22 protein-coding genes are annotated in these 22,184 nt (G+C 69.6%); 14 read left to right on the top strand and 8 right to left on the bottom strand.

Features of this window, described 5'->3' with window-relative positions; genetic code table 11:
* Nucleotides 1-3 precede the first annotated feature (3 nt).
* The gene (gene rsmI, locus AC1DMS_RS25895; RefSeq protein ID WP_015867580.1) at nucleotides 4-960 is read right to left on the bottom strand and encodes a 16S rRNA (cytidine(1402)-2'-O)-methyltransferase; all 957 of its coding nucleotides are present in this window, start codon (nucleotides 958-960) and stop codon (nucleotides 4-6) included.
* Between the two features lie 45 nt (nucleotides 961-1,005).
* Between rsmI and AC1DMS_RS25890 the strand changes: the two genes are divergently transcribed.
* From AC1DMS_RS25890 to AC1DMS_RS25880, 3 genes are all read left to right on the top strand, one after another.
* Nucleotides 1,006-1,377, top strand: coding sequence for a YraN family protein (locus tag AC1DMS_RS25890; RefSeq protein WP_015867579.1), 372 nt, complete (start codon nucleotides 1,006-1,008; stop codon nucleotides 1,375-1,377).
* 87 nt (nucleotides 1,378-1,464) lie between these two features.
* Nucleotides 1,465-2,109: an SIS domain-containing protein gene (locus AC1DMS_RS25885; RefSeq protein WP_015867578.1), complete on the top strand. Its 645-nt coding sequence runs from the start codon at nucleotides 1,465-1,467 to the stop codon at nucleotides 2,107-2,109.
* The gene (locus AC1DMS_RS25880; protein WP_015867577.1) at nucleotides 2,106-2,882 is read left to right on the top strand and encodes a BON domain-containing protein; all 777 of its coding nucleotides are present in this window, start codon (nucleotides 2,106-2,108) and stop codon (nucleotides 2,880-2,882) included. The genes AC1DMS_RS25885 and AC1DMS_RS25880 overlap by 4 nt, the downstream gene beginning before the upstream one ends.
* 45 nt (nucleotides 2,883-2,927) lie before the next feature.
* On the opposite strand, the gene AC1DMS_RS25875 is transcribed toward AC1DMS_RS25880, so the two are convergent.
* The 3 genes from AC1DMS_RS25875 to AC1DMS_RS25865 are packed head-to-tail and all read right to left on the bottom strand — an operon-like array spanning nucleotide 2,928 to nucleotide 6,088.
* A complete protein-coding gene (locus tag AC1DMS_RS25875) occupies nucleotides 2,928-3,836 on the bottom strand; it encodes an NAD(P)-dependent oxidoreductase (RefSeq protein WP_015867576.1) in 909 nt (302 codons plus the stop codon).
* A 43-nt stretch (nucleotides 3,837-3,879) separates the two neighbouring features.
* Nucleotides 3,880-5,016 (bottom strand): PilT/PilU family type 4a pilus ATPase, encoded by a 1,137-nt coding sequence (locus tag AC1DMS_RS25870; protein ID WP_015867575.1) that lies wholly within the window; start codon nucleotides 5,014-5,016, stop codon nucleotides 3,880-3,882.
* 28 nt (nucleotides 5,017-5,044) lie between these two features.
* Nucleotides 5,045-6,088 carry a type IV pilus twitching motility protein PilT gene (locus AC1DMS_RS25865; RefSeq protein WP_015867574.1) on the bottom strand — a complete coding sequence of 348 codons (1,044 nt, stop codon included), beginning with the start codon at nucleotides 6,086-6,088 and terminating at the stop codon, nucleotides 5,045-5,047.
* Nucleotides 6,089-6,139: 51 nt separating this feature from the next.
* Here AC1DMS_RS25865 and AC1DMS_RS25860 point away from each other — a divergent pair, with 51 nt between their 5' ends.
* Nucleotides 6,140-6,838 carry a YggS family pyridoxal phosphate-dependent enzyme gene (locus AC1DMS_RS25860; protein ID WP_018906594.1) on the top strand — a complete coding sequence of 233 codons (699 nt, stop codon included), beginning with the start codon at nucleotides 6,140-6,142 and terminating at the stop codon, nucleotides 6,836-6,838.
* A 6-nt stretch (nucleotides 6,839-6,844) separates the two neighbouring features.
* Here the strand turns inward: AC1DMS_RS25860 and AC1DMS_RS25855 are convergent, their stop codons facing one another.
* Nucleotides 6,845-7,318 (bottom strand): Lrp/AsnC ligand binding domain-containing protein, encoded by a 474-nt coding sequence (locus tag AC1DMS_RS25855; protein ID WP_018906595.1) that lies wholly within the window; start codon nucleotides 7,316-7,318, stop codon nucleotides 6,845-6,847.
* A gap of 88 nt (nucleotides 7,319-7,406) precedes the next feature.
* Between AC1DMS_RS25855 and AC1DMS_RS25850 the strand changes: the two genes are divergently transcribed.
* Nucleotides 7,407-10,379, top strand: coding sequence for an L-glutamate gamma-semialdehyde dehydrogenase (locus AC1DMS_RS25850; protein WP_369663690.1), 2,973 nt, complete (start codon nucleotides 7,407-7,409; stop codon nucleotides 10,377-10,379).
* A gap of 22 nt (nucleotides 10,380-10,401) precedes the next feature.
* Here the strand turns inward: AC1DMS_RS25850 and AC1DMS_RS25845 are convergent, their stop codons facing one another.
* On the bottom strand, nucleotides 10,402-10,863 hold the full coding sequence (locus AC1DMS_RS25845) for a hypothetical protein (RefSeq protein ID WP_369663689.1): 462 nt from the start codon (nucleotides 10,861-10,863) through the stop codon (nucleotides 10,402-10,404).
* A 201-nt stretch (nucleotides 10,864-11,064) separates the two neighbouring features.
* On the opposite strand from AC1DMS_RS25845, the gene AC1DMS_RS25840 reads away from it, so the two are divergent.
* The 5 genes from AC1DMS_RS25840 to AC1DMS_RS25820 all read left to right on the top strand — a co-directional run bounded on the left by AC1DMS_RS25840 (nucleotide 11,065) and on the right by AC1DMS_RS25820 (nucleotide 15,394).
* Complete coding sequence (locus tag AC1DMS_RS25840) at nucleotides 11,065-12,336, top strand: Glu/Leu/Phe/Val family dehydrogenase (RefSeq protein ID WP_015867569.1); 1,272 nt, start codon at nucleotides 11,065-11,067, stop codon at nucleotides 12,334-12,336.
* A 31-nt stretch (nucleotides 12,337-12,367) separates the two neighbouring features.
* Nucleotides 12,368-13,021, top strand: a complete 654-nt coding sequence (locus AC1DMS_RS25835) for a nucleoside/nucleotide kinase family protein (protein ID WP_369663688.1) — start codon at nucleotides 12,368-12,370, stop codon at nucleotides 13,019-13,021.
* A gap of 83 nt (nucleotides 13,022-13,104) precedes the next feature.
* On the top strand, nucleotides 13,105-13,797 hold the full coding sequence (locus AC1DMS_RS25830) for a DUF2242 domain-containing protein (RefSeq protein WP_155736568.1): 693 nt from the start codon (nucleotides 13,105-13,107) through the stop codon (nucleotides 13,795-13,797).
* 50 nt (nucleotides 13,798-13,847) lie between these two features.
* Nucleotides 13,848-14,339: a MarR family winged helix-turn-helix transcriptional regulator gene (locus AC1DMS_RS25825; protein WP_018906600.1), complete on the top strand. Its 492-nt coding sequence runs from the start codon at nucleotides 13,848-13,850 to the stop codon at nucleotides 14,337-14,339.
* A 5-nt stretch (nucleotides 14,340-14,344) separates the two neighbouring features.
* The gene (locus AC1DMS_RS25820) at nucleotides 14,345-15,394 is read left to right on the top strand and encodes an FUSC family protein (protein ID WP_244883464.1); all 1,050 of its coding nucleotides are present in this window, start codon (nucleotides 14,345-14,347) and stop codon (nucleotides 15,392-15,394) included.
* Nucleotides 15,395-15,400: 6 nt separating this feature from the next.
* Here AC1DMS_RS25820 and rocF read toward each other — a convergent pair whose 3' ends face one another.
* Nucleotides 15,401-16,324 (bottom strand): arginase, encoded by a 924-nt coding sequence (gene rocF, locus AC1DMS_RS25815; protein ID WP_015867564.1) that lies wholly within the window; start codon nucleotides 16,322-16,324, stop codon nucleotides 15,401-15,403.
* Nucleotides 16,321-18,414, bottom strand: a complete 2,094-nt coding sequence (locus AC1DMS_RS25810) for a prolyl oligopeptidase family serine peptidase (RefSeq protein WP_369663687.1) — start codon at nucleotides 18,412-18,414, stop codon at nucleotides 16,321-16,323. The genes rocF and AC1DMS_RS25810 overlap by 4 nt, the downstream gene beginning before the upstream one ends.
* 153 nt (nucleotides 18,415-18,567) lie before the next feature.
* On the opposite strand from AC1DMS_RS25810, the gene AC1DMS_RS25805 reads away from it, so the two are divergent.
* From AC1DMS_RS25805 to AC1DMS_RS25790, 4 genes are all read left to right on the top strand, one after another.
* Entirely contained in the window at nucleotides 18,568-20,241 is a 1,674-nt protein-coding gene (locus AC1DMS_RS25805) for a WS/DGAT/MGAT family O-acyltransferase (RefSeq protein WP_369663686.1), read from the top strand.
* A 137-nt stretch (nucleotides 20,242-20,378) separates the two neighbouring features.
* Nucleotides 20,379-20,936, top strand: a complete 558-nt coding sequence (locus tag AC1DMS_RS25800) for a hypothetical protein (protein WP_062364305.1) — start codon at nucleotides 20,379-20,381, stop codon at nucleotides 20,934-20,936.
* A gap of 17 nt (nucleotides 20,937-20,953) precedes the next feature.
* Nucleotides 20,954-21,484: a phasin family protein gene (locus tag AC1DMS_RS25795; RefSeq protein ID WP_307595579.1), complete on the top strand. Its 531-nt coding sequence runs from the start codon at nucleotides 20,954-20,956 to the stop codon at nucleotides 21,482-21,484.
* Between the two features lie 50 nt (nucleotides 21,485-21,534).
* Nucleotides 21,535-22,170: a TetR/AcrR family transcriptional regulator gene (locus AC1DMS_RS25790; protein WP_307595580.1), complete on the top strand. Its 636-nt coding sequence runs from the start codon at nucleotides 21,535-21,537 to the stop codon at nucleotides 22,168-22,170.
* Nucleotides 22,171-22,184: the final 14 nt, after the last annotated feature.

The following is a 22,184-nucleotide window of genomic DNA, read 5'->3' as shown; positions in this document are numbered from 1 at the left end:
CGGCTACGCGCCGCTCTCGTCGTCTTCGTTGCCGTCGTCGTTGCGAATGCGCAGCGCCGCTTCATACAGCGCATTGCGCGGCGCCCCGCTGATCTCGGCCGCAAGCCGCACAGCAGTCTTCACGGGCAGCTCGGCCAGCAGCAGGCGCAGCACGCGTTCGCCTTCGGCGCCGTCGTCGGCGGCCGCGGCCATGGGGTGCAGCACCAGCGCGAATTCGCCGCGCGTGCGGTCGCGGCCGGCTGCGAACCAGCCCGGCAGCTCGGCGGCGGCGACGGTCGCGATCTCCTCGAACTGCTTGGTGAGCTCGCGGCCGACGGTGATGCGGCGCTCGCCCAGCGTCGCCAGCGCGCGGGCCACGGCTTCGATGCGGTGCGGCGCTTCCAGCAGTACCACGGCGCGCCGCTCCTGTGCGAGCGCCTGCACGGCCGCGTCGCGCTCGCCGGCCTTGGTCGGCAGGAAGCCCGCGAACACGAAGGCGCTGCTCTCGTCGCCGGCCGCCACCAGGCCGGCGGCGCCGACCAGCGTGGTGACGCTGCTCGCGCCCGGCAGCGGCAGCACGCGCTGGCCGGCACCGCGCACGGCTGCGACCAGCCGCGCGCCCGGGTCGCTCACGCCGGGCGTGCCGGCATCGCTCACGTAAGCGATGCGCTCGCCCTGCGCGAGCCGCGCGACCACGGCCTGCGCGGCCTCGGCCTCGTTGTGCTGGTGCACGGCCAGGAGCTGGGCATTCGGCCGGTCGATGCCGTAGGCGCGCAGCAGGCTCTGCGTGTGGCGCGTGTCCTCGCAGGCGACCGCATCGACCAGCTGCAGCACGTGCAGCGCGCGCAGCGTGATGTCGGCCAGGTTGCCGATGGGCGTGGCCACCACGTAGAGCGTGCCCTGCGGATAATGCTGTGCACCCGAGGCATCGCGCGCGGCCGAAAGGGCGGCGCCGAAGGAAGCGGGTGCTAGTGAAGCCAAGGGGTTTCTCCGTAGGAACAAAAAAGAAGCGGGCAGGGAGCCAGCATGAAGACCATCACGACCAAGCATCGCGGCGATGCGGCGGAAGACGCCGCGCTCGACCACCTCCAATGCGCCGGCCTGGCGCTGGTAGCGCGCAATTATCGAACGCCCGGGCGCGGCGGCGGTGAGATCGACCTGATCATGCGCGATCCGCGCGACGCCACGCTGGTGTTCGTGGAGGTGCGCCAGCGCAGCAGCGGCACCCACGGCGGCGCCGGCGGCAGCATCACGGGGCTCAAGCAGCGGCGCATCGTGTTTGCGGCGCGGCACTACCTGAACGGGCTGCGCACGCTGCCGCCCTGCCGCTTCGACGTGGTGCTGGTCGAGGAGCGCATCACCTGGCTGCAGGGCGCGTTCGACGCGGGCGGGAACTGAAAGCGCGCCGCGGGCTCCACCCACACATTCATCCTCCCATCCATCGCAAACGTCTTGTTTCAACGCCCCCCGGTATCATCGCGCCCCATGCTCGAGCAACGGATTCAGCAACACTTCATCGACAGCGCCGACCTCAAGTACCAGGCCGGCCCCATCCTCAGCAAACCCATTTCGCAGGCCATGCAGGCGATCCTGGCCTGCGTGACCAGCGGCGGCAAGGTGCTGGCCTGCGGCGCGGGCGTCTCGGGCCTGCTGGCGGCGCAGTTCGCGGCGCAGTTCGTCGGCCGCTTCGAGCGCGAGCGCCCCGAGCTCGGCGCCATCGCGCTGCCCGGCGATCCCACCGACCCGTCGGCCGACAGCGCCGCTGCCACCGACGTCGACCGTTTCGCCCGCCAGGTGCGCGCGCTCGGCCAGGCCGGCGACGTGCTGCTGGCGCTGAGCGCGAGCGGCCAGTCGGCGGCCGTGCTGGCCGCGGTGCTGGCTGCGCACGAGCGCGACATGACGGTGGTGGCGCTGCTGGGCAACGCCAGCGCGGGCCAGCCGGCCTCGCCCGGCGCGGGCAGCAGCGGAACCGGTGGCGCCATCGGCCGCGCGCTGCGCGAAACGGACGTCCAGATCGGCGTGTCGCACGAACGTGCGGCGCGTATCCACGAAATCCACCTGCTCGCGCTGCATTGCCTGTGCGACGGCGTGGATGCCCAGCTACTCGGAGAACAGGAAGCTTCCACATGACGACAACGACACCGTTCCAGCGCTTCGCCATTGCACTTGCCTCGGGAACCGTCCTGGTTGCCGGGCTTTCGGCCTGCGTGCCGCTCGTGGTCGGAGGGGCCGCGGCGGTGGGCGTGGGCATGGTGGCCACCGACCGCCGCAGCTCCGGCGCCCAGCTCGACGACCAGGGCATCGAGCTGCGCGCAGCGGCCCGCGTGCGCGAGATCGCCAACGACAACATGTACGTGAGCGTCACCAGCTTCAACCGCCAGGTGCTGCTGACCGGCGCCGTGGGCAGCGACGCCGACCGCCGCCGCGTCGAGGACCTGGTGCAGCGCGTGGACAACGTGCGCTCGGTGGTCAACGAGCTCACCGTCGGCCCGCCCAGCACCTTCCAGGACCGCTCGAACGACCTGTTCATCAGCGGCAAGGTCAAGGCCTCGCTGCTCGACGCCAAGGACATCTTCGCCAACTCGTTCAAGGTGGTGACCGAGCGCGGCGTGGTCTACCTGATGGGCATTGCGACGCGCCGCGAGACCGACCGCGCGACCGAAATCGCACGCGGCATCTCGGGCGTGCAGAAGGTGGTGCGCGTGGTCGAGGTGGTGAGCGAAGCCGAGCTGGCCAGCCAGGCGCAGCAGGCGCAGCGGGGCGGCACCGGATCGCCTGCACCGGCACCCGCGCCGTCGTCGGCGCCCGGGTCTTCTTCGTCGTCGTCGCGCGTGCCGCTGCCGCCGATGGAGCCGCTGCCGCCGGCCCAGCCCGGCGGCGCCACGGCCACGCCGGTGCGCTGACCCCGCAAAAAACAAAGCCCGCTTCGCGCGGGCTTTTTTTTGTTTTTACTTGAGCCGGATGATCAGGCTCGACGTGTCCCAGCGCCGCCCGCCGGCCTGCTGCACGTCGGCGTAGAACTGGTCGACCAGCGCCGTCACGGGCACGCGCGCGCCGTTGCGCTTGGCCTCGTCGAGCACCAGGCCCAGGTCCTTGCGCATCCAGTCGACCGCAAAGCCGTAGTCGAACTTGCCGTCGATCATGGTCTTGCCGCGGTTGTCCATCTGCCAGCTCTGGGCGGCGCCCTTGCCGATCACCTCGAGCACCAGCTTCATGTCCAAGCCCGCGCGCTGGCCGAAGGCAATGGCTTCGGACAGGCCCTGCACCAGGCCCGCGATGGCGATCTGGTTCACCATCTTGGCGAGCTGGCCGGCGCCGCTCGCGCCCAGCAGCGTGACGGCGCGCGCGAAGGCCTCCATCACCGGCTTGACGCGCTCGAAGCTCGCCTTGTCGCCGCCGCACATCACGGTGAGCGCGCCGTTCTGCGCGCCGGCCTGGCCGCCGGACACCGGCGCGTCGATGAACTGCAGGCCGGCTGCCGCCGCCGCGTTCGCGAGCTCGCGCGCCACGTCGGCCGAGGCGGTGGTGTGGTCGACCAGCACGCTGCCTTTCTTCATGCCGGCAAAGGCGCCGTTCGGGCCCAGCACCACGGCGCGCAGGTCGTCGTCGTTGCCCACGCAGCTGAAGACGATGTCGGCGCCTGCGGCCGCTTCGCGCGGGGTGGCGGCATGGCGGCCGGGCGCGCCGAATTCGGCGACCCAGGCCTCGGCCTTGGCCGGCGTGCGGTTGTAGACCGTGACCTTGTGGCCGGCCTTGGCCAGGTGCCCGGCCATCGGGCCGCCCATGACGCCAAGGCCCAGGAAGGCCACCGTCTGGGAGGGAGTGGATTCGTAGGTTCGGGGATTGATGCTGCTCATGGGCGAGAGCTTAAAGCCAACGCGAAGCCCCCGTCACCTGCGTCTACACGATCGCGAAGTGCTCGGTGCCGGCCGAGAGGTCGGTGCTGCGCGCGCGCTGGCTGTTGAGCTTGATCTGCAGCCGCAGGTCGTTGGCCGAATCGGCGTTGCGGATGGCGTCCTCGAAGGTGATCGAGTGGCTTTCGAACAGGTCGAACAGCGCCTGGTCGAAGGTCTGCATGCCGAGGTTGCGGCTTTTGCGCATGATCTCCTTGATCTCGCCCACCTCGCCCTTGAAGATCAGGTCGGAAATGAGCGGCGTGTTCAGCAGCACTTCCACCGCCGCCACGCGGCCCTGGCCGTCCTCGGTGGGCACCAGGCGCTGGGAGATCAGCGAGCGCAGGTTCAGCGACAGGTCCATCAACAGTTGCGCGCGACGCTCTTCGGGGAAGAAGTTGATGATCCGGTCCAGCGCCTGGTTGGCGCTGTTGGCGTGCAGCGTGGCCATGCACAGGTGGCCGGTCTCGGCAAAGGCCACGGCGTGCTCCATGGTCTCGCGGTCGCGGATTTCGCCCATCAGGATCACGTCGGGCGCCTGGCGCAGCGTGTTCTTGAGCGCGGCTTCCCAGCTGTCGGTGTCGATGCCCACTTCGCGCTGCGTGACCACGCAGTTCTTGTGCGGATGCACGAATTCGACCGGGTCCTCCACCGTCACGATGTGGCCGTAGGAATTTTCGTTGCGCCAGTCGATCATGGCGGCCAGCGTGGTCGACTTGCCCGAGCCCGTGGCGCCCACCAGGATGGTGAGGCCGCGCTTGGTCATCGACACGTCCTTCAGGATCTGCGGCATGCCCAGCCCGTCGATGGTCGGCAGCTTGGCCGGAATGGTCCGCAGCACCATGCCGACCTTGCCCTGCTGCACGAAGGCGTTCACGCGGAAGCGGCCGATGCCGGTCGGCGAGATCGCGAAGTTGCATTCCTTGGTGCGCTCGAACTCCGCCGTCTGGCGGTCGTTCATGACCGAGCGCGTGAGCGCCAGCGTGTGCTGCGCCCCCAGCGCCTGCTGCGACACCTTGGTGACCTTGCCGTCGACCTTGATCGCGGGCGGAAAGTCCGCGGTGATGAACAAGTCGCTGCCGTTGCGGCTCACCATGAGCTTGAGCAGGTCGTTGATGAACTGGCTGGCTTGATCGCGTTCCATGATGTGTCGGTGCTCCGAAGGGCTGGGATCAGCCAGGGAAATTTTCGGGGATCTTGGCCTTGCCGCGTGCTTCCGCCGCCGAAATGGCATTGCGGCGCACGAGGTCGGTCAGGTTCTGGTCCAGCGTCTGCATGCCCGCGCCCTGGCCGGTCTGGATGGCCGAATACATCTGCGCCACCTTGGCCTCGCGGATCAGGTTGCGGATGGCCGGCGTGCCCAGCATGATCTCGTGCGCCGCCACGCGGCCCTGGCCGTCCTTGGTCTTGCACAGCGTCTGCGAGATCACGGCCTGCAAGGATTCGGACAGCATGGCGCGGATCATTTCCTTTTCCTCGCCCGGGAACACGTCGATGATCCGGTCGATGGTCTTGGCGGCCGACGAGGTGTGCAGCGTGCCGAACACCAGGTGGCCCGTTTCGGCCGCGGTCATGGCCAGGCGAATGGTTTCCAGGTCGCGCAGCTCGCCCACCAGGATGGCGTCCGGGTCTTCGCGCAGCGCCGAGCGCAGCGCGTTGGAGAACGACAGCGTCATCGGCCCGACCTCGCGCTGGTTGATCAGGCACTTCTTGGATTCGTGCACGAATTCGATCGGGTCTTCCACCGTGAGGATGTGGCCGTACTCGTTTTCGTTCAGGTAGTTGACCATCGCGGCCAAGGTGGTCGACTTGCCCGAGCCGGTGGGCCCGGTCACCAGCACCAGCCCGCGCGGCTTGAGCGCCAGTTCCGCGAAAATCTTGGGCGCGTTGAGCTGCTCCAGCGTGAGGATCTTCGAGGGAATGGTCCGGAACACCGCCGCCGCGCCGCGCGCCTGGTTGAAGGCATTCACGCGGAAGCGCGCGAGGCCGTCGATCTCGAACGAGAAGTCGACCTCCAGGAATTCTTCATAGTGCTTGCGGTGCGTGTCGCTCATGATGTCGTACACCATGGCGTGCACCGACTTGTGGTCGAGCGCATCGACGTTGATGCGCCGCACGTCGCCGTGGACGCGGATCATCGGCGGCAGGCCGGCCGACAAGTGCAGGTCGGAGGCTTTGTTCTTGACGCTGAATGCCAGCAGCTGGGTAATGTCCACGGGGGTCCTCGGCTCGAGTTCGGTGACGTTTTGATACGATTTTGGAAGATTATGACGATGATTGGCGACGACCTCCAGCAAGTAAAGAACCGGATCGCAAAGGCCTGTGCCGAACATGGGCGCAACCCGGCCGAAGTCCGGCTGCTGGCGGTGTCCAAGACCTTCGGGCCCGAGGCCGTGCGCGAGGCCCATGCGGCGGGCCAGCGGGCCTTCGGCGAGAACTACGTGCAGGAGGGGCTGGACAAGATCTCCGCGCTGTCGGACCTGCGCGCGGAGCTCGAATGGCACTGCATCGGCCCTCTGCAGAGCAACAAGACGCGGCCCGTGGCCGAGCATTTCGACTGGGTGCACGGCATCGACCGGATCAAGATCGCCGAGCGCCTTTCGGCGCAGCGGCCGGCGCATCTGCTGCCGCTCCAGGTGTGCCTGCAGGTCAATGTGGACGGCGGCGCCAACAAGTCCGGCGTGCCGCCCGAAGAGGCGCTGCCGCTCGCGCGTGCTGTGGCGGCATTGCCACATTTGCGGCTGCGCGGGCTCATGGCCATTCCAGAACCGGCGCCGGATTTCGCCGCGCAGCGCGAACTGTGCCTGCGCGCCCGGGCGGTGTACGACGCGATGCGTGACGCCGGCATCGAACTCGACACCCTGTCGCTCGGCATGAGCGCCGACTTGGAAGCGGCCGTGAGCGCCGGCAGCACGATGGTGCGCATCGGCACCGCCATCTTCGGCGGCCGGCCCAAGGCCGCCTGACGGGCGCTAGACGGCCAGCGGCAGCCGCGCGCTGCTCTTGATTTCTTCCATCACCGCGTAGGTGCGGGTTTCGCGCACGCCCGGCAGTTGCCACAGCACCGTGCCCGCGAATTCGCGGTAGGCCGCCATGTCGGCCATGCGGGTCTTGAGCAGGTAGTCGAAGCCGCCCGCAACCATGTGGCATTCCATGATCTCGTCGCGCACCTGCACCGCGGCCTTGAACTGCTCGAACACGTTGGGCGTGGTGCGGTCGAGCAGGATCTCGACGAACACCGTGAGCCCGCGCCCGAGCTTGTGCGGATCGAGCCGCGCCTCGTAGCCCTGGATGAAACCCTCGCGCGTGAGCCGCTGCACCCGCGCCAGCACGGCGGTGGGCGAGAGCGCCACCAACTCGGCCAGCTTGAGGTTGGTGATGCGGCCGTCTTCCTGAAGAATCTTCAGCAGCCGAAGGTCGATGCGATCCAGATCCAGGTCGAGCATTGGTGAATTATCCGGCCGGCTCCGTATTTTTTGGCAAAAGATTCGGTCTATATCCAAAGACTATAGGGGATAGAACCAAGGAACTGCCATGCACCTGCCCATCCCTTACCGCCCTGAAGCCGATGTCGTCTCGCACCGGCTTGCCTCGCTCGAAGGCGCGCTCGACTGGCGCGCCGCGGCTGCCGCCGCCACGCCCTGGGTGGAGGCGGTGCGCCGCCATCCGCCGCCGTTCTGGGCCATGGAAAGCCTGCTGCGCGAATACCCGATCTCCAGCGCCGAGGGCCTTGCGCTGATGCGCCTGGCCGAGGCGCTGCTTCGCGTGCCCGACGCCGCCACGGCCATCGCGCTCACGGCCGACCAGTTGGGCCGGGCCGATTTCGAGGGCACGGCCGATTCCACGCTGTCGCGGCTGTCGTCCGCCGCCATCGCGATGTCGAAGAAATTCCTGCCCGAAGGCGACCATCCGCCCGGCCTCATGGCCAAGCTCGGCTCCCGCACGGTGGTGGCCGCCACTTTGCGCGCGGTGCAGTTGCTGGGGCGCCAGTTCGTGCTCGGACAGACCATCGCCGAGGCCATGGACGAGGCCCGCTCGGCGCACCGCCGGCAGGGCGCGCTGCGCTTCAGCTACGACATGCTCGGCGAAGGCGCGCGCACCGATGCCGATGCGCTGCGCTACCTCGAGAGCTACACGCAAGCCATCGGCGCCATTGCGGCCGGTGCCGATGCGGCGCGCGGGCCCGAGCACAACGACGGCATCTCCATCAAGCTCAGCGCGCTGCATCCGCGCTACGAGGACGCGCAGCGCGAGCGCGTGATGCGCGAGCTGGTGCCGCGCGTGTGGCAGCTGTGCGAACTGGCGGCCGATGCCGGCCTCAACCTCACCATCGATGCCGAAGAGGTCGACCGGCTCGAGCTGTCGCTCGACGTGTTCGAGGCGCTGGCCGCGCGCGTGGCCGCCGAACGGCCGCAATGGCGCGGCTTCGGCCTGGCGCTGCAGGCCTACCAGACACGCGCGCTCGAACTGATTGCGCACGTCACGGCGGTGGCGCGCCGGCACAAGCTGCGGCTGATGTGCCGCCTCGTGAAGGGCGCCTACTGGGACGCCGAGATCAAGCGGGCCCAGGAGCTCGGCCTGCCGCACTACCCGGTCTTCACGCACAAGCACCACAGCGACGTCAGCTACCTGGCCTGCGCGCGCGCGCTGCTGTCGGCGCCCGATGCGGTCTATCCGCAGTTCGCCACCCACAACGCGGGCACCATCGCGGCCATCCTGCAGATGGCCGAGGCGGCCGGTGCGCCCTTCGAGCTGCAGCGCCTGCATGGCATGGGCGAGGGCGTCTACCGCGAAGTGATGAAGAGCACCGACGCGCCGGTGCGCGTGTACGCCCCGGTGGGCCAGCACAAGGACCTGCTCGCCTACCTCGTGCGGCGCCTGCTCGAAAACGGCGCCAACTCCTCGTTCGTGAACCAGCTCGGCGACGAGCAGGTGGACATCGGCGAGCTGCTGATGTCGCCGCTCTGGCTCGAAGAGGCGAACCCCGCCCTGCCGCTGCCGCCCGCGCTCTACGGCCCGGCGCCGGCACGGCGCAACAGCGAAGGCATCGACCTTGCCGTCGAGCCGATGCGCGCGCCCTTGCTCGCGGCGCTGGAGACCACCGCGGTGCCCCATGTCGAACTGTTCGATGCCGCGAGCGCGCCCAAGGCCGTGGCCGCCAGCGCCGCCGCTTTCCGCAGCTGGCGCAAGACGCCGGTCGAGGCGCGCGCCGCCATGCTGCGCCAGGCCGCCGACGCGCTGCAGCGCGAGCTGCCGCGCTTCTGCGCGCTGTTGGTCAAGGAGGCCTTCAAGACCTGGGGCGACGCGGTGGCCGAAGTGCGCGAAGCTGTCGACTTCCTGCGCTACTACGCCGACGAGGCCGAACGCATCATGCAGCCCGTGGCGCTGCCCGGCCCGACGGGCGAGAGCAACGAACTGCGGCTCACGGCGCGCGGTCCCTGGGTGTGCATCAGCCCGTGGAATTTTCCGCTCGCGATCTTCGCGGGCCAGGTGGCGGCCGCGCTCGCCACCGGCAATACGGTGCTGGCCAAGCCGGCCGAACAGACCCCGGCGATCGCGCTCGAAGCCGTGAAGCTGCTGCATGCCGCGGGCGTGCCGGCCGATGCGCTGCAGCTGCTGCACGGGCCCGGCGAAACCGTGGGCGCCGCGCTGGTGGCGGCGCCGGGCGTGGCGGGCGTGGTGTTCACCGGTTCGACCCAGGTGGCGCGCATCATCCACCGCGCGCTTGCCGCCAAGGACGGCCCGATCGTGCCGCTGATCGCCGAGACCGGCGGCATCAACGCGATGCTGGTCGATTCGAGCGCGCTGCCCGAGCAGGTGGTCGACGCCGTGGTGCAGAGCGCATTCCGTTCGGCCGGCCAGCGCTGCTCGGCCTTGCGCCTCCTGGTGCTGCACGAGGGCATCGCCGATGCGGTGATCGAGATGATCCGCGGCGCGGCCGGGGAGCTGGCCGCCGGCGACCCGGCGCTGCTTTCGACCGACGTGGGGCCGGTGATCGACGGCGAGGCGGCCGACAACATCCGGCGCCATCTGAAGCGCCTGGATTCGGAGGCGAAGCGGCTGCTCGCGCCGGCTTCTTCTTCAGCCGAAGGCAACCTGATCGCGCCGCAGGCCTACGAGGTGCCCTCGATCGACAGCGTGACCAGCGAGATCTTCGGGCCGGTGCTGCAGATCGCGCGCTGGGGCCAGGGCGCGCTGAGCGATCCCGCCGAGGTGATCGATCGCATCAACGCGCTCGGCTACGGCCTCACGCTCGGCATCCAGACCCGCATCGACTCGCGCGCGCAGGCGCTCGCGGCGCGGGCGCACGTGGGCAACATCTACGTGAACCGCAACATCATCGGCGCGGTGGTCGGCGTGCAGCCCTTCGGCGGCGAGGGGCTGAGCGGCACCGGCCCCAAGGCCGGCGGGCCGCACTACCTTTACCGCTTCTGTGCCGAGCAGACGGTCACGGTCAACACCACGGCAGCCGGCGGCAACGCGGCGCTGCTGAGCGCGGTGGCCTGAGGGCGCCGTTCGTCTTCTTTCCTCAACGCAGGGAATGGCCGTCTTCTTCGGCGCGTGCGGAAGATGACCGGCTGTTGAACTGGTCGATCAGCGCGCCGTAGGCCGGGCTGGTGCGCAGCCGCGCATATTCGGCGGCCGCCTGCCGGTAGGCGGGGCTCGACGGATCGGCGCCCGCTTCGCCGTTCTGCCGCGCGGCCAGGCCCGAGCGGATCCACAGCTGCGTGTCCGCCGCCACGGCCGCGCGGCTGTTGGGCGACACCCGCGGCTCGGGCTGCGGCGAACCTTCGGCATAGCCTTGCGTGGGCGCGGTAGCGAGCCACTGCCGCGCGTCGGCCGAGACGGCGGCGCGCGTGGTGGAGGAGGCGAACGGAACGGGCCGCGGATCGCCCTCCGCATAGTTGCCGGCAAGGCTCGGCGCGGCGGCCAGGCCCAGCAGCGACGAGACGGCGGCCGTGGCCAGGAGGCGGGTGCAAGAGCGGGTCATGGAATCGGTCCTTTCGATCGGTGGTTGGCAGCCCCCACTCTAGGAACCGCAGCTCGGGGGCCGATGACCCGGCGATGACCGTTTTGTCATGTTCGGCCAAACCTCTCTTGCATAACCGCCATCGCGGCGCGCATAAGACATGGCGCGGCGGGCGCGAGAGGTCTATCGTTGCGGCCATCCATTCCAACCAAGGGATCTCCCATGAGTGAAAAGCTCTCCTTCGTCAATCCGACCGCCAACAGCCCCTGGGGCACCTACCTTTCGCAGGTCGACCGCGTGGTGCCCTACCTCGGCCCGCTGGCCCGCTGGGTCGAGACGCTCAAGCGCCCCAAGCGCGCGCTGATCGTGGACGTGCCGATCGAGATGGACGACGGCACCATCGCCCACTTCGAGGGCTACCGCGTGCAGCACAACATGAGCCGCGGCCCGGGCAAGGGCGGCGTGCGCTTCCACCCCGACGTCACGCTGGAAGAAGTGATGGCGCTGTCGGCCTGGATGACCATCAAGACCGCCGCCGTCAACCTGCCGTACGGCGGCGCCAAGGGCGGCATCCGCGTCGACCCGAAGAAGCTTTCGCTGCAGGAGCTGGAGAAGGTCACGCGCCGCTACACCAGCGAGATCGGCATCATCATCGGCCCGCACACCGACATTCCCGCGCCCGACGTCAACACCAACGCCCAGATCATGGCGTGGATGATGGACACCTACTCCATGAACGTCGGCGGCACCGCCACCGGCGTGGTCACGGGCAAGCCGCTGCACCTGGGCGGCTCGCTGGGCCGCGTCAAGGCCACCGGCCGCGGCGTGTTCGTCACCGGCCGCGAAGCGGCGCGCCGCCTGGGCCTGGACCTGCGCGGCGCGCGCATCGCGGTGCAGGGTTTCGGCAACGTGGGCTCGGTCGCGGCCGAACTCTTTGCCGAGGCGGGTGCCAAGATCGTCGCGGTGCAGGACCACACCGGCACCATCGTCAACAGCAACGGCCTCGACCTTGCGACGCTGATCCCGGTGGCCAACAAGGAAGGCGTCGTCGCCTTCAAGGGCGGCGACGTGGTGCCCAACGAAGCCTTCTGGGACGTGGCCTGCGACATCCTGATTCCCGCGGCGCTCGAAGGCCAGATCACCGCCGAACGCGCACAGAAGACCAGCGCCAAGCTGGTGCTCGAAGGCGCCAACGGCCCCACGGTGCCCACGGCCGACGACATCCTGGCCGAGCGCGGCGTGCTGGTGGTGCCCGACGTGATCTGCAACGCCGGCGGCGTGACGGTTTCGTACTTCGAATGGGTGCAGGACTTCTCGTCCTTCTTTTGGGACGAGGACGAGATCAACGTGCGCCTGGACCGCATCATGATGAAGGCTCTCAACCAGATCTGGGACACGGCCGACAGGCACAAGATCACGCTGCGCACGGCGACCTACGCGGTGGCCTGCGAGCGCATCCTGATGGCCCGCCAGGAACGCGGTTTGTACCCCTGATCCGCTGAAGCCAAGGTTGTACGCTCGGGGGATGAGCATCTCTCCCGAGCAACAACTTCCGTCCATTCCCGCCGACGCCCTCGCCCGCCTGCAGGCCCTGATGGCCGACGGCCGGCGCAAGCTGCTGGGGCTGGTCGGCGCACCCGGCGCGGGCAAGTCCACGCTTGCGCTGGCGCTGCTGCGGGCCGTGGGCGCCGGGCGCGCGCAGGTCGTGCCGATGGATGGCTTCCACCTGGCCAACGTCGAGCTGCAGCGGCTCGGCCGCGCCGGCCGCAAGGGCGCCCCCGACACCTTCGACAGCGCCGGCTACGTGGCGCTGCTGCAGCGGCTTCGCATGCAGGGGCCGCACGACCCGATCGTCTACGCGCCCGAATTCCGCCGCGAGATCGAGGAGCCGATCGCCGGCGCCATCGCGGTGCTGCCGCAGACCCAATTGGTCATCACCGAGGGCAACTATCTTCTGCACGACGACGGTCCCTGGGCCGGCGCGGCGGCCATGCTCGATGAGGCCTGGTACGTCGACATCGACGACGCCGTGCGCGAAGAGCGCCTGCTGAAGCGCCACCAGCAGTTCGGCCGCAGCGCCGAGGCCGCGCGCGACTGGGTGGCCGGCACCGATGCACCCAACGCACGCCTGATTGCCGCCACGCGCGGACGGGCGCACCACGTGCTGCACTGGTCCTGAAAATTCGCGCCGCCGGGGAACACCGGCGCCCGGGCATGCTCGAAGCTTCGCCGGCGGACACGCCGGTTAGGATTCGCCGCTCCATGACCATGCCTCCCCTTTCCACTTCGGTTCTTTCCGTCCTTCGCACGCCCGTTCTGGTCCTCGGCCTCGCGTCCCTGCTGGTGCTCGCCGGCTGCGGCAGCAATGGCGGCACGCGCCGCGTGTCGTACGAGACCGAGGAGTTCGACTCCACCACCACCCACACGCGCACCTACGCCGCCACCGAAGCCCAGACCTGCGAAGCCGCGCGCCGTGCGCTGCTGAGCCAGGGCTACATGATCAGCGCGGCCAACGCCGACCTGGTGACCGGGCGCAAGAGCTTCCAGCCGGCGTCCGAGGTGCATGTGGAGGTCGAGTTCCGCGTGGTGTGCGCACGCGAGGGCGGCAAGGCCGGCAAGCGCAGCACCGTGGCCTTCGCGACCGCGCTGCAGGACCGCTACGGCATCAAGAAGGTCAACAACTCGGCCAGCGTGGGCGTGGGCGCCTTCGGCTCGCTCTCGCTGCCCTTTGCCGGCAGCGACGACGCGATGGTCAAGGTGGCCAGCGAAACGCTCACCGACGAGCTGTTCTACGACCGCTTCTTCGCGCTGCTCGACCGTTTTCTCGAAGGCCAGGGCGGCGAAGAGCCCGACGTGCCGAGCGTGGCGCCCGAGGCGCCGCGGCCCGCCGCGCCGCTGAACCCTGCGGCGCCGGCCACCACCTTTCCCGTGAAGCCGGTGCCGAATCCGGGCTGAGCGTCCTGCGGCCGCCGCGCCAGATAGCAAGATGCGTCTTACAATCTGGCATGGCTTCCAACCTCGACTCCGCCGACGCGCTGCAGTGCGCCGCGCGCCTGCGCACCGCGGTGTCGCAGTTCTCGCGCCAGCTGCGCAGCGGCCCGGCCGCGCCCGACGGCCCGAGCGTGGCCAAGCTCAGCGTGCTGGGCCAGCTGCACCGGCACGGGCCGTGCACGCCCACCGCGCTCGCGGCGCATGAACGCGTCAAGCTCCAATCGCTGACCCGGCTGCTGGCCGAACTGGAAGCCGAGGGCTGGATCGGCCGCGCGCCGCATGCCACCGACGGGCGCCAGTGGCTGCTGTCGCTCACGCCCGAGGGCCTGCGCCGGCTCAAGGCGCTGATGCGCTCGCGCGAGGCCGCCCTGGCCCGCGCCATCGGCGCCACACTGGGCGCCGAACAGCGCGCGCTGCTGTTGCAGGCCTGCGGGCTGCTCGACCGCATCGCCGGCGCACTCGAAGAGGGCGGCGAGTCCTCGACGGGCGCGGCGCGGCCGCGATGATGCCGATGGCACCGGCCCTGCAGCGCATCGGCGGCTTCTGGCGCGAGGGCCGCTGGCGCGCGGGCGCGCAGCTGGCGGCCGCGGTGGCGCTGGCATGGTTGGTGGCCGTGGCGATGCGGCTGCCCGAGAGCTTCTGGGCCGTGATGAGCGTGCTGATCGTCATGCGGCCGAGCGCCGGCGGCACGCTCGGCGCGGGCTGGGAGCGCCTGCGCGGCACGGCCGCCGGCGCGCTCTGCGGACTCGCGGGGGTCTACCTGCAGCACCGGGGCGCGCCGGTGCTCGCGACCACGCTGGCCACCGTGATGCTGCTGGCCTTTGCCGGCGCCGCGCTGCCGGGTTTTCGCAGCGCGCCGGTGGCCGCGCTGCTCATTCTTTCGGCCGGCGCCATCCCCGGCCACTCGGCGCTCGACGTGGCGCTGCTGCGCATGCTGCAAATCGGCATCGGGGTGGGCGTGGCGCTGGCGGTGGCGCTCGTCGCGTCGGAGTACCGCGCGGGTCCGCGCTTCGATGCGGGTTGTGCCGCGTTGCTGCGCGGCATGGCGAAGCGCCTGGCCACGCTGGCCGCACTCGGCCCGGGCGACGCTGCCGGGCTGCCTGCCGAGTCCGAGGCCGAGCGTGCCAATGCCGCCGCGCGCGCGGCGCTCGCCCGGCTGGCGCTGCTCGCGGGCAGTGCCGACCTGGAAGCCCGCTGGTGGCGCCGCGGCGCTGCCGTGCCGGCGGCGCAGTCCTGCCGCAGCAAGGCGCGGCTCGCGGCGCGGATCTTCCAGGACGCCACCGTGCTCGAACGCATGCTGCGCCGCATGCCGGCTGGCGGCGCAGCGTGGCAGGACACCGCCCGGGCCGCGGCCGCCGCGCTCGCCGCCATGGCCGATGCGCTCGATGGCCAGGGCGTGCCTGATCTTGCCAAGCTTGCGCAGCTCGCACGCCGGCATGAGTCGCCGGGCGCCTCGTCCGCCTTGCTGCTGCTGGCGGCACCGGTGTGCCTGCTGCTCGAAGACCTGCAGCGCATGCAGCGCTGTGTGGCGGCAGCGGCATCCGCGGCATCCGCGGCCTGAAACCGCTCAGCGCACCAGCGTCGACTTTCCGAACAGGCTCTCGATCAGCTCCACCGCCACTTCGGCGGTCTGGTTGCGCACGTCGAGCGCGGGGTTCAGCTCCACCACGTCGACCGAGCCGAGGCGGCGGGTGTCGGCGACCATTTCCATGCACAGCTGCATCTCGCGGTAGGTCGGGCCGCCGCGCACGCCGGTGCCCACGCCGGGCGCGATGTTCGGGTCGAGGCAATCCAGGTCGAAGCTCACGTGCAGGTGGGTGTCTTCGTCCACGTCCTGCAGCGCCTCGGTCATGGTGGTGCGCATGCCGTGCTCGTCGATGTGGCGCATGTCGAACACATGCAGGCCGAGTGTGCGGATGGCGTCCTTCTCGTCCGCGTCGACGCTGCGGATGCCGATGAAGCGGATGGCATCGTGCTCCAGCGCCGCGCGCTCGCCGCTCCAGCCGGTGAGCGCCGCGGGCCCGTGGCCCAGCAGGCAGGACACGGGCATGCCGTGCAGGTTGCCGCTCGGGCTGGTGGTTTCGGTGTTGACGTCGGAGTGCGCATCGAGCCACAGCACGCGCAGCTTCTTGCCGCGCTTGCGCACATGCCAGGCCACGGCGCTGATCGAGCCGATGGCCAGGCAGTGGTCGCCGCCCATCATGAGCGGCACGTGGCCGGTGCCCAGGGCGGTGTCGACGGCGGCGTAGACGGAGCGGTTCCAGGCAATCACCTCGTCGAGGTGGCGCAGGCCGTTGGCCGGCGCGGTCCACGGCGTGGCGGGGCCCGCGAGGTTGCCGCGGTCGATCACGGTGAAGCCCTGCCGCGCGAGCGCCTCCGGCAGCCCGGCCACGCGCAGCGCATCGGGGCCCATGCCGGCGCCGCGCACGCTGGCGCCGACGTCGGTGGGCGCGCCGATCAGTTCGAGGGTGGTGCCGTTGTCGTTGCTCATGCGGATGTCCGTCCGATGTGCTCCCACAGGTAGGCGTAGCCCAGGGCGTCCATGAAGGCGGCCTCCTTGTTGTCGGTGGCCGCGCTGTGGCCGCCTTCGATGTTCTCGTAGAAGCTGCTGTCGTAGCCCATGGCGGCCAGCTTCGCATGCATCTTGCGCGCATGCACCGGGCCCACGCGGTCGTCGCGCGTCGACGTGGTGAAGAGCGCCGGCGGATAGGGCTGGCCTTTCTTCGCGTTCTCGTAGGGCGAGAAGGCCTGGATCCAGGCCCATTCTTCCGGATCGTCCGGGTCGCCGTATTCGGCAATCCACGAGGCGCCGGCCGACAGATGCGTGTAGCGCTTCATGTCGAGCAGCGCCACCTCGCTCACGATGGCGCCGTAGAGCGTGGGATACAGCGTGAGCATGTTGCCCATCAGCAGCCCGCCGTTGCTGCCGCCCATGGCGCCCAGGTGCGGCGGCGAAGTGATGTTGCGCGCGACGAGGTGCTCCGAAACCGCGGCGAAGTCCTCGCAGGTGCGCAGGCGGTCGCGCTGCAGCGCGGCCTGGTGCCAGCGCGGCCCGTACTCGCCGCCGCCGCGGATGTTGGCCACCACGTAGACGCCGCCCCGCTCGAGCCATGCGCGGCCGATGGCGCCGCTGTAGCTGGGCTGCAGCGAGATCTCGAAGCCGCCGTAGGCGTACTGCAGCGTGGGGTTCCTGCCGTCGGCCTGCAGGTTCCTGGGCGCAATCTCGAAGTAGGGCACGCGCGTGCCGTCCTTCGAGGTGGCGAAATGCTGGCTCACGCGATAGCCGGAGGCATCGAAGAAGGCGGGGCTGTCCTTCAGCGGCTCGGGCTCGCCCCGGCCGATGGTGCCGATGTAGAGCGTGGTCGGTTGCAGGAAGCCGCTCACGGTCAGGAAGTAGTCGTCGTTCTCGTCCTCGTCGACGCCGCCGGCCGCGATGGTCGAGAGCTCGGGCGCGCCGCCCAGGCCCTCGCGCTTCCATGCCTTGGAGCCGGCCTGCGGCGTGAGCACTTCGAGCCGGTTCACCACGTCGTGCATCACGTTGAGGATCAGGTGGTGGCGGGTCCACGAATAGTCGTCGAGCGCGGTCGTGTCGTCGGGCTCGAACAGCACGGTGATCTCGCGCCGGCCGGCCATGTAGTCGTCGAAGCGCATTGCCAGCAGCGAGCCCGGCTTGTAGGTGGTGCCGCCCACGGTCCAGGGGCTGCGCGGCTCGACCAGCATCCACTCGCGCGTGACCTCGGTGCTGGCGTCGTCGGGCACGTCGATCTTCACCAGCCGGCCGTCGCCCGTGCGCAGCCAGGTCTCGCTGTCGTAGAAGTCCATCTGGCGCGAGACGAAGTCGCGCTCGAAGCCCGGCGTGTTGTCGCGCCAGGCGCTGACCGTCATGTCGTCCTCGCCGCCCTCGTAGACCGTGGCCGCGCTTTCCAGCGGCGTGCCGCGCTTCCATTCCTTGACGATGCGCGGGTAGCTCGAACCGGTCATCGAGCCGGGGCCGAAATCGGTGGCCACGTAGAGGTGGTCGATGTCTTTCCACGCCACGTTGCTCTTGGCCTCGGGCAGCGTGAAGCCGCTCGCGACGAACTGCTTGAGCTCGAGGTCGAACTCGCGCACCACGTTCGCATCGGCGCCGCCGCGCGAGAGCGAGACGAGGCAGCGCTTGTAGCCGGGCTGCAGGCAATCGGCGCCATGCCAGACCCAGTTTTCCTTGTCGGCCTCGGCCAGCGCGTCGAGGTCGAGCACGGTTTCCCAGTCGGACTGGGGCTTGCGGTATTCGGCCAGCGTGGTGCGCCGCCACAGGCCCTTGGGGTTCTTCTTGTCGCGCCAGAAGTTGTAGAAGAGCGGGCCGATCTTGCGCACCATCGGAATGCGGGCCTCGGAGTCGAGCACTTCGAGGATGCCCTGCTCCATCCGCTCGAAGGCGGGCGAACGCGCGTAGCGCTGCACGGTCTTCGCGTTGTGCTGGCGCGCCCATTCGAGCTGTTCGGCGCCGTCGATGTCTTCGAGCCACTGGTGCTCGTCGGTCTGCGTGGAAGCGGTGGATGTCATGGGCGCAGTGTACGAATCCGCCGTGAAGAAAGGCATGCCTGCCGTCAGGGTCGGCCGAAGCTACTGAATTCATAGCGCACCGCGCGCCGGCCTAGTGACAAACCCGCGTTCGGCCGTTTGGCCTCGATGCGCGGGGCTCCCACGGGTATCCTGCCGGACGGCGCCTGCGCACACAAGGAGACACGACACATGAAACACCTGAGCGGTCTTGATGCCACCTTCCTGCACCTGGAAACCCCCGAGATGCCGATGCACGTGGGCTCGCTCAACGTGCTCGACCTGCCCAAGGGCTACAAGGGCGATTTCTACGAGGATGCCAAGCAGTTCATGTCCAGCCGCATCCACCTGGCCGACGTGTTCACGCGCAAGCTCGCGCTGATGCCCTTCGACATGACCAACCCGGTGTGGGTGGCCGACGAGGACATCGACCTCGACTACCACGTGCGCCACATCACGCTGCCCAGGCCCGGCACCAACCGGCAGCTGCAGCAGTACGTGGCGCGGCTGCATTCCACCTTGCTCGACCGCAGCCGGCCGATGTGGGAGTTCTTCATCATCGACGGCCTGAAGAGCGGCCAGGTGGCGCTCTACACCAAGGTGCACCATGCGGGCATCGACGGGCAGGCCGGCGTGGCGCTCGGCAAGGCCATCTTCGACCTCGAGCCCACGGGCCGCGTGGTCAAGCCGCCGCGCGCCCGCGCGCGCAGCAGCGGCTACCAGCTGGGCATGGCCGAGCTTGCGACCGCGGCGCTGCGCAACACGGCGCAGCAGTACGTCAAGCTCTTCAAGATGGCGCCGGCCATCGCGCGCGCGCTCGGCGGCCTCGCCAAGCCCGACGAGAAGGCGGCCGAGAAGGACGCCGCCACCGCGCCCAAGAAGTTCAACCTGTTTGCGCCGCGCACCTCGCTGAACGTGTCGATCACCAACCAGCGCACCTTTGCCGGCCGCACCATCTCGCTGGCCGAGACCAAGCACATCGCCAAGCACTTCGGCGTGTCGCTCAACGACGTGGTGATGGCCACCGTGGCCGGGGCGTTGCGCCACTACCTGGCCGACAACAACGAGCTGCCCGCCAAGCCGCTGGTGGCCGGCGTTCCCGTGAGCCTGCGCGAAGCGGGCGACGACACGGCCAACAACCAGGCCAGCATGATCCTCGTGAGCCTGGCCACCGACATCACCGACCCGGTGCAGCGGCTGAAGGCGATCAACGCGTCGTCGACCAGTTCGAAGTCGACCATGAACCGCTTCAAGGCGGTGATCCTCGACGACTTCCCGACCTTTGCCGCGCCCTGGCTGGTGTCGGGCATCGCCTCGATGGTGGGCCGCTCGGGCCTCGTGAACCTGCTGCCGCCGGCTGCCAACGTGGCCATCTCCAATGTGGCGGGCGCGCCGTTCCCGATGTACTTTGCGGGCGCGCTGGTCACCAGCTACTACCCGGTGTCGATCGCGAGCCACGGCACCGCCCTCAACGTCACGGTGCAGAGCTACAACGGGCGCATGGACTACGGCCTCATCGCCTGCCGCCGCGCGGTGCCCGACATCACCGAGATTGGCGACTACATGCTGGCCGAGCACCAGCTGCTGCTGGGCCTGACGCAGACGCATCCCGCGGCGGCGGGCGCGGCGCCCGCGAAGGCAGCGGCGGCTCCCGAGCCGGCGCCCGCCGTGAAGGCGGCGCCCAAGCCGGTTGCAAAAAAGGCGGCGGCGAAGAAGCCGCCGGCCGCCAAAGCCCCCGCGGCCAAGGCACCGGTCGCCAAGACCGCCGCCAGGAAGGCACCGGCCAAGACAGCCGCACCCAAGGCCGCGCCGCGCAGCAAGCCCGCGGCGCCCGCCAAGCGCGCCAGGGTGGCCGCTGCGGCATGATCGCCAGGCACGAGGGCCGGAAAATTGGGGCAGTTGGACTAGTTTTCCGACTGTTCTAGCTTTCCAGGCCTAGGCACTCTGGAAGAAGATCACTTCATCGCGAACCCAGCGACCCGATCAACTTCCAGGAAATCCACATGACCACCACGCAAGCCTCCTTCTCTTCCGCCGCCATCCACGTCATCGGCCAGTACAACGACGCCGGCAAGACCCTGGTGGGTGCCTACCGCGCCGGCGTCCATCGCCTGCTCGGCGGCGCCGCGTCGCGCTACAGCGAATTCCTCGGCAGCCGCCAGATTCCGCTGGTGAGCGAGCAGGTCAAGGCCAACCTGATCGGCGCGCAGGAAAAGATCAACGGCTTCCTGGCCAACCGCCTGGACATCGACACCGGCCGCATCGTCTCGGTGATGGACCGCGTCGCCGCGGGCACCACGAGCGGCATCGAAACCGTGGCCGGCCGCGTGGCGCGCGTCGAGTCGCCCGTCGTCACCTCGGTGGTCAAGACGCTGAATGCGCTGAACCAGCCGATCGCCAACGTGTCGGTGCAGATCGCCGACAAGGTCGCTGCCGGTGCCAGGCAGATCGAAGTGCGCGTGAGCGGCACCGAAGAAGCCAAGCCCGTGCGCAGCGTGAAGGCCAAGGCCGCCGCTGCCAAGAAGCCGGTTCGCCGCACCGCCGCCCGCAAGGCGGCCTGACCCTGGAGCAACAACGCATGGCGACCCACCCCGATCCGACGGACGATTCCAGGAAGAAGAGGGCGGCGCCTGCGAAGCCTGCAAGGAAAACTCCTGCGGCCAGGAAGGCGCCCGCAGCCGGGAAGAAGGCTGCGGTATCGAAGAAGAGAACGGCTGCTGCCGCACCGGACACCGCGCGGGGCAAGAAGGCCGTCGGCGCCGAGGGCCTGCTGCGCGCCGGCCTGAAGGTGCTCGGCAATGTGCGCGACGACGTCGCCAAGCGCCAGGCCAACGTGATCGAGGGGCTGCTGGGCATCGGCCAGGCCAGGTTCGATCCGGCGGCGGGTGCCAAGGCCGCGGTTCCCCGCGGCTTTCCGGGTCTCGACAGCTTCGGCCTGCGCAAGTTCGAGGACGTGTTCGACCAGCGCGTGGCCACCGCGCTGCAGCGCCTGGGCATGCCCAGCGCGGAAGAGGTGCAGGCGCTGCGCGAAGAAGTCATTCGGCTGCGCGAACGCCTCGCGCAACTCGAGCCCAGGAACGCCGGCCCGCGCGGCAGCGGCAAGCGCTGAGCGCCGGCAGCCCGGCGAAGCACCGACGCACGCAGCAGCACCAGCCGGTTGTGGCCAGTTCCAACACCACGCGCGACCGCATCCTGCAGGCCAGCCTCGCGCTGTTCAATGCGCAGGGCCTGCCGGCCGTGTCCACGCACAAGATCGCGGCCGAGCTCGGCATCAGCCCGGGCAACCTGCACTACCACTTCAAGGCCAAGCAGCTGATCGTCGAGTGGCTGTTCCGGCGCTTCGAGCAGCGGCTCGAAGTGCTCGACGGCTCCGCGGGTTCGATCACCGCCATCGACGATCTCTGGCTCGCGCTGCACCTGCGCTTCGAAGCGATCGACCAGTACCGCTTCATCTACCGCGACATGGCCTTCCTGGCCGGCGAATACCCGGCGCTCGGCCAGCGCGCGCAGGCGCTCACCGCGCAGAACCTGCTGGCGGCGCAGGCGCTGTGCGAAGGGCTGGTGGCCTCGGGCGTGATCGAGACCAGCGCCGAGCAGGCCCGCATCCTCGCCCTGCAGATGGTCTTCACCACCACCTGCTGGCTCTCGTTCGAACGCCTGGTGCCGGGGCGCGACGCGCTGGCGCAGGCCGACCCGGGATTGGCGGCCTTCTACACGCTCACCCTGATTTCCCCGTATGTTTCCAGCGAATCGAGGGCTTACCTTGATTACCTGCGGGGCAAATACCTCGGATAAAGATCGCTGTTGTC

It is taken from the genome of Variovorax sp. 05T418, assembly GCF_056396385.1.
This window is presented reverse-complemented; position numbering and strand designations above follow the sequence as displayed.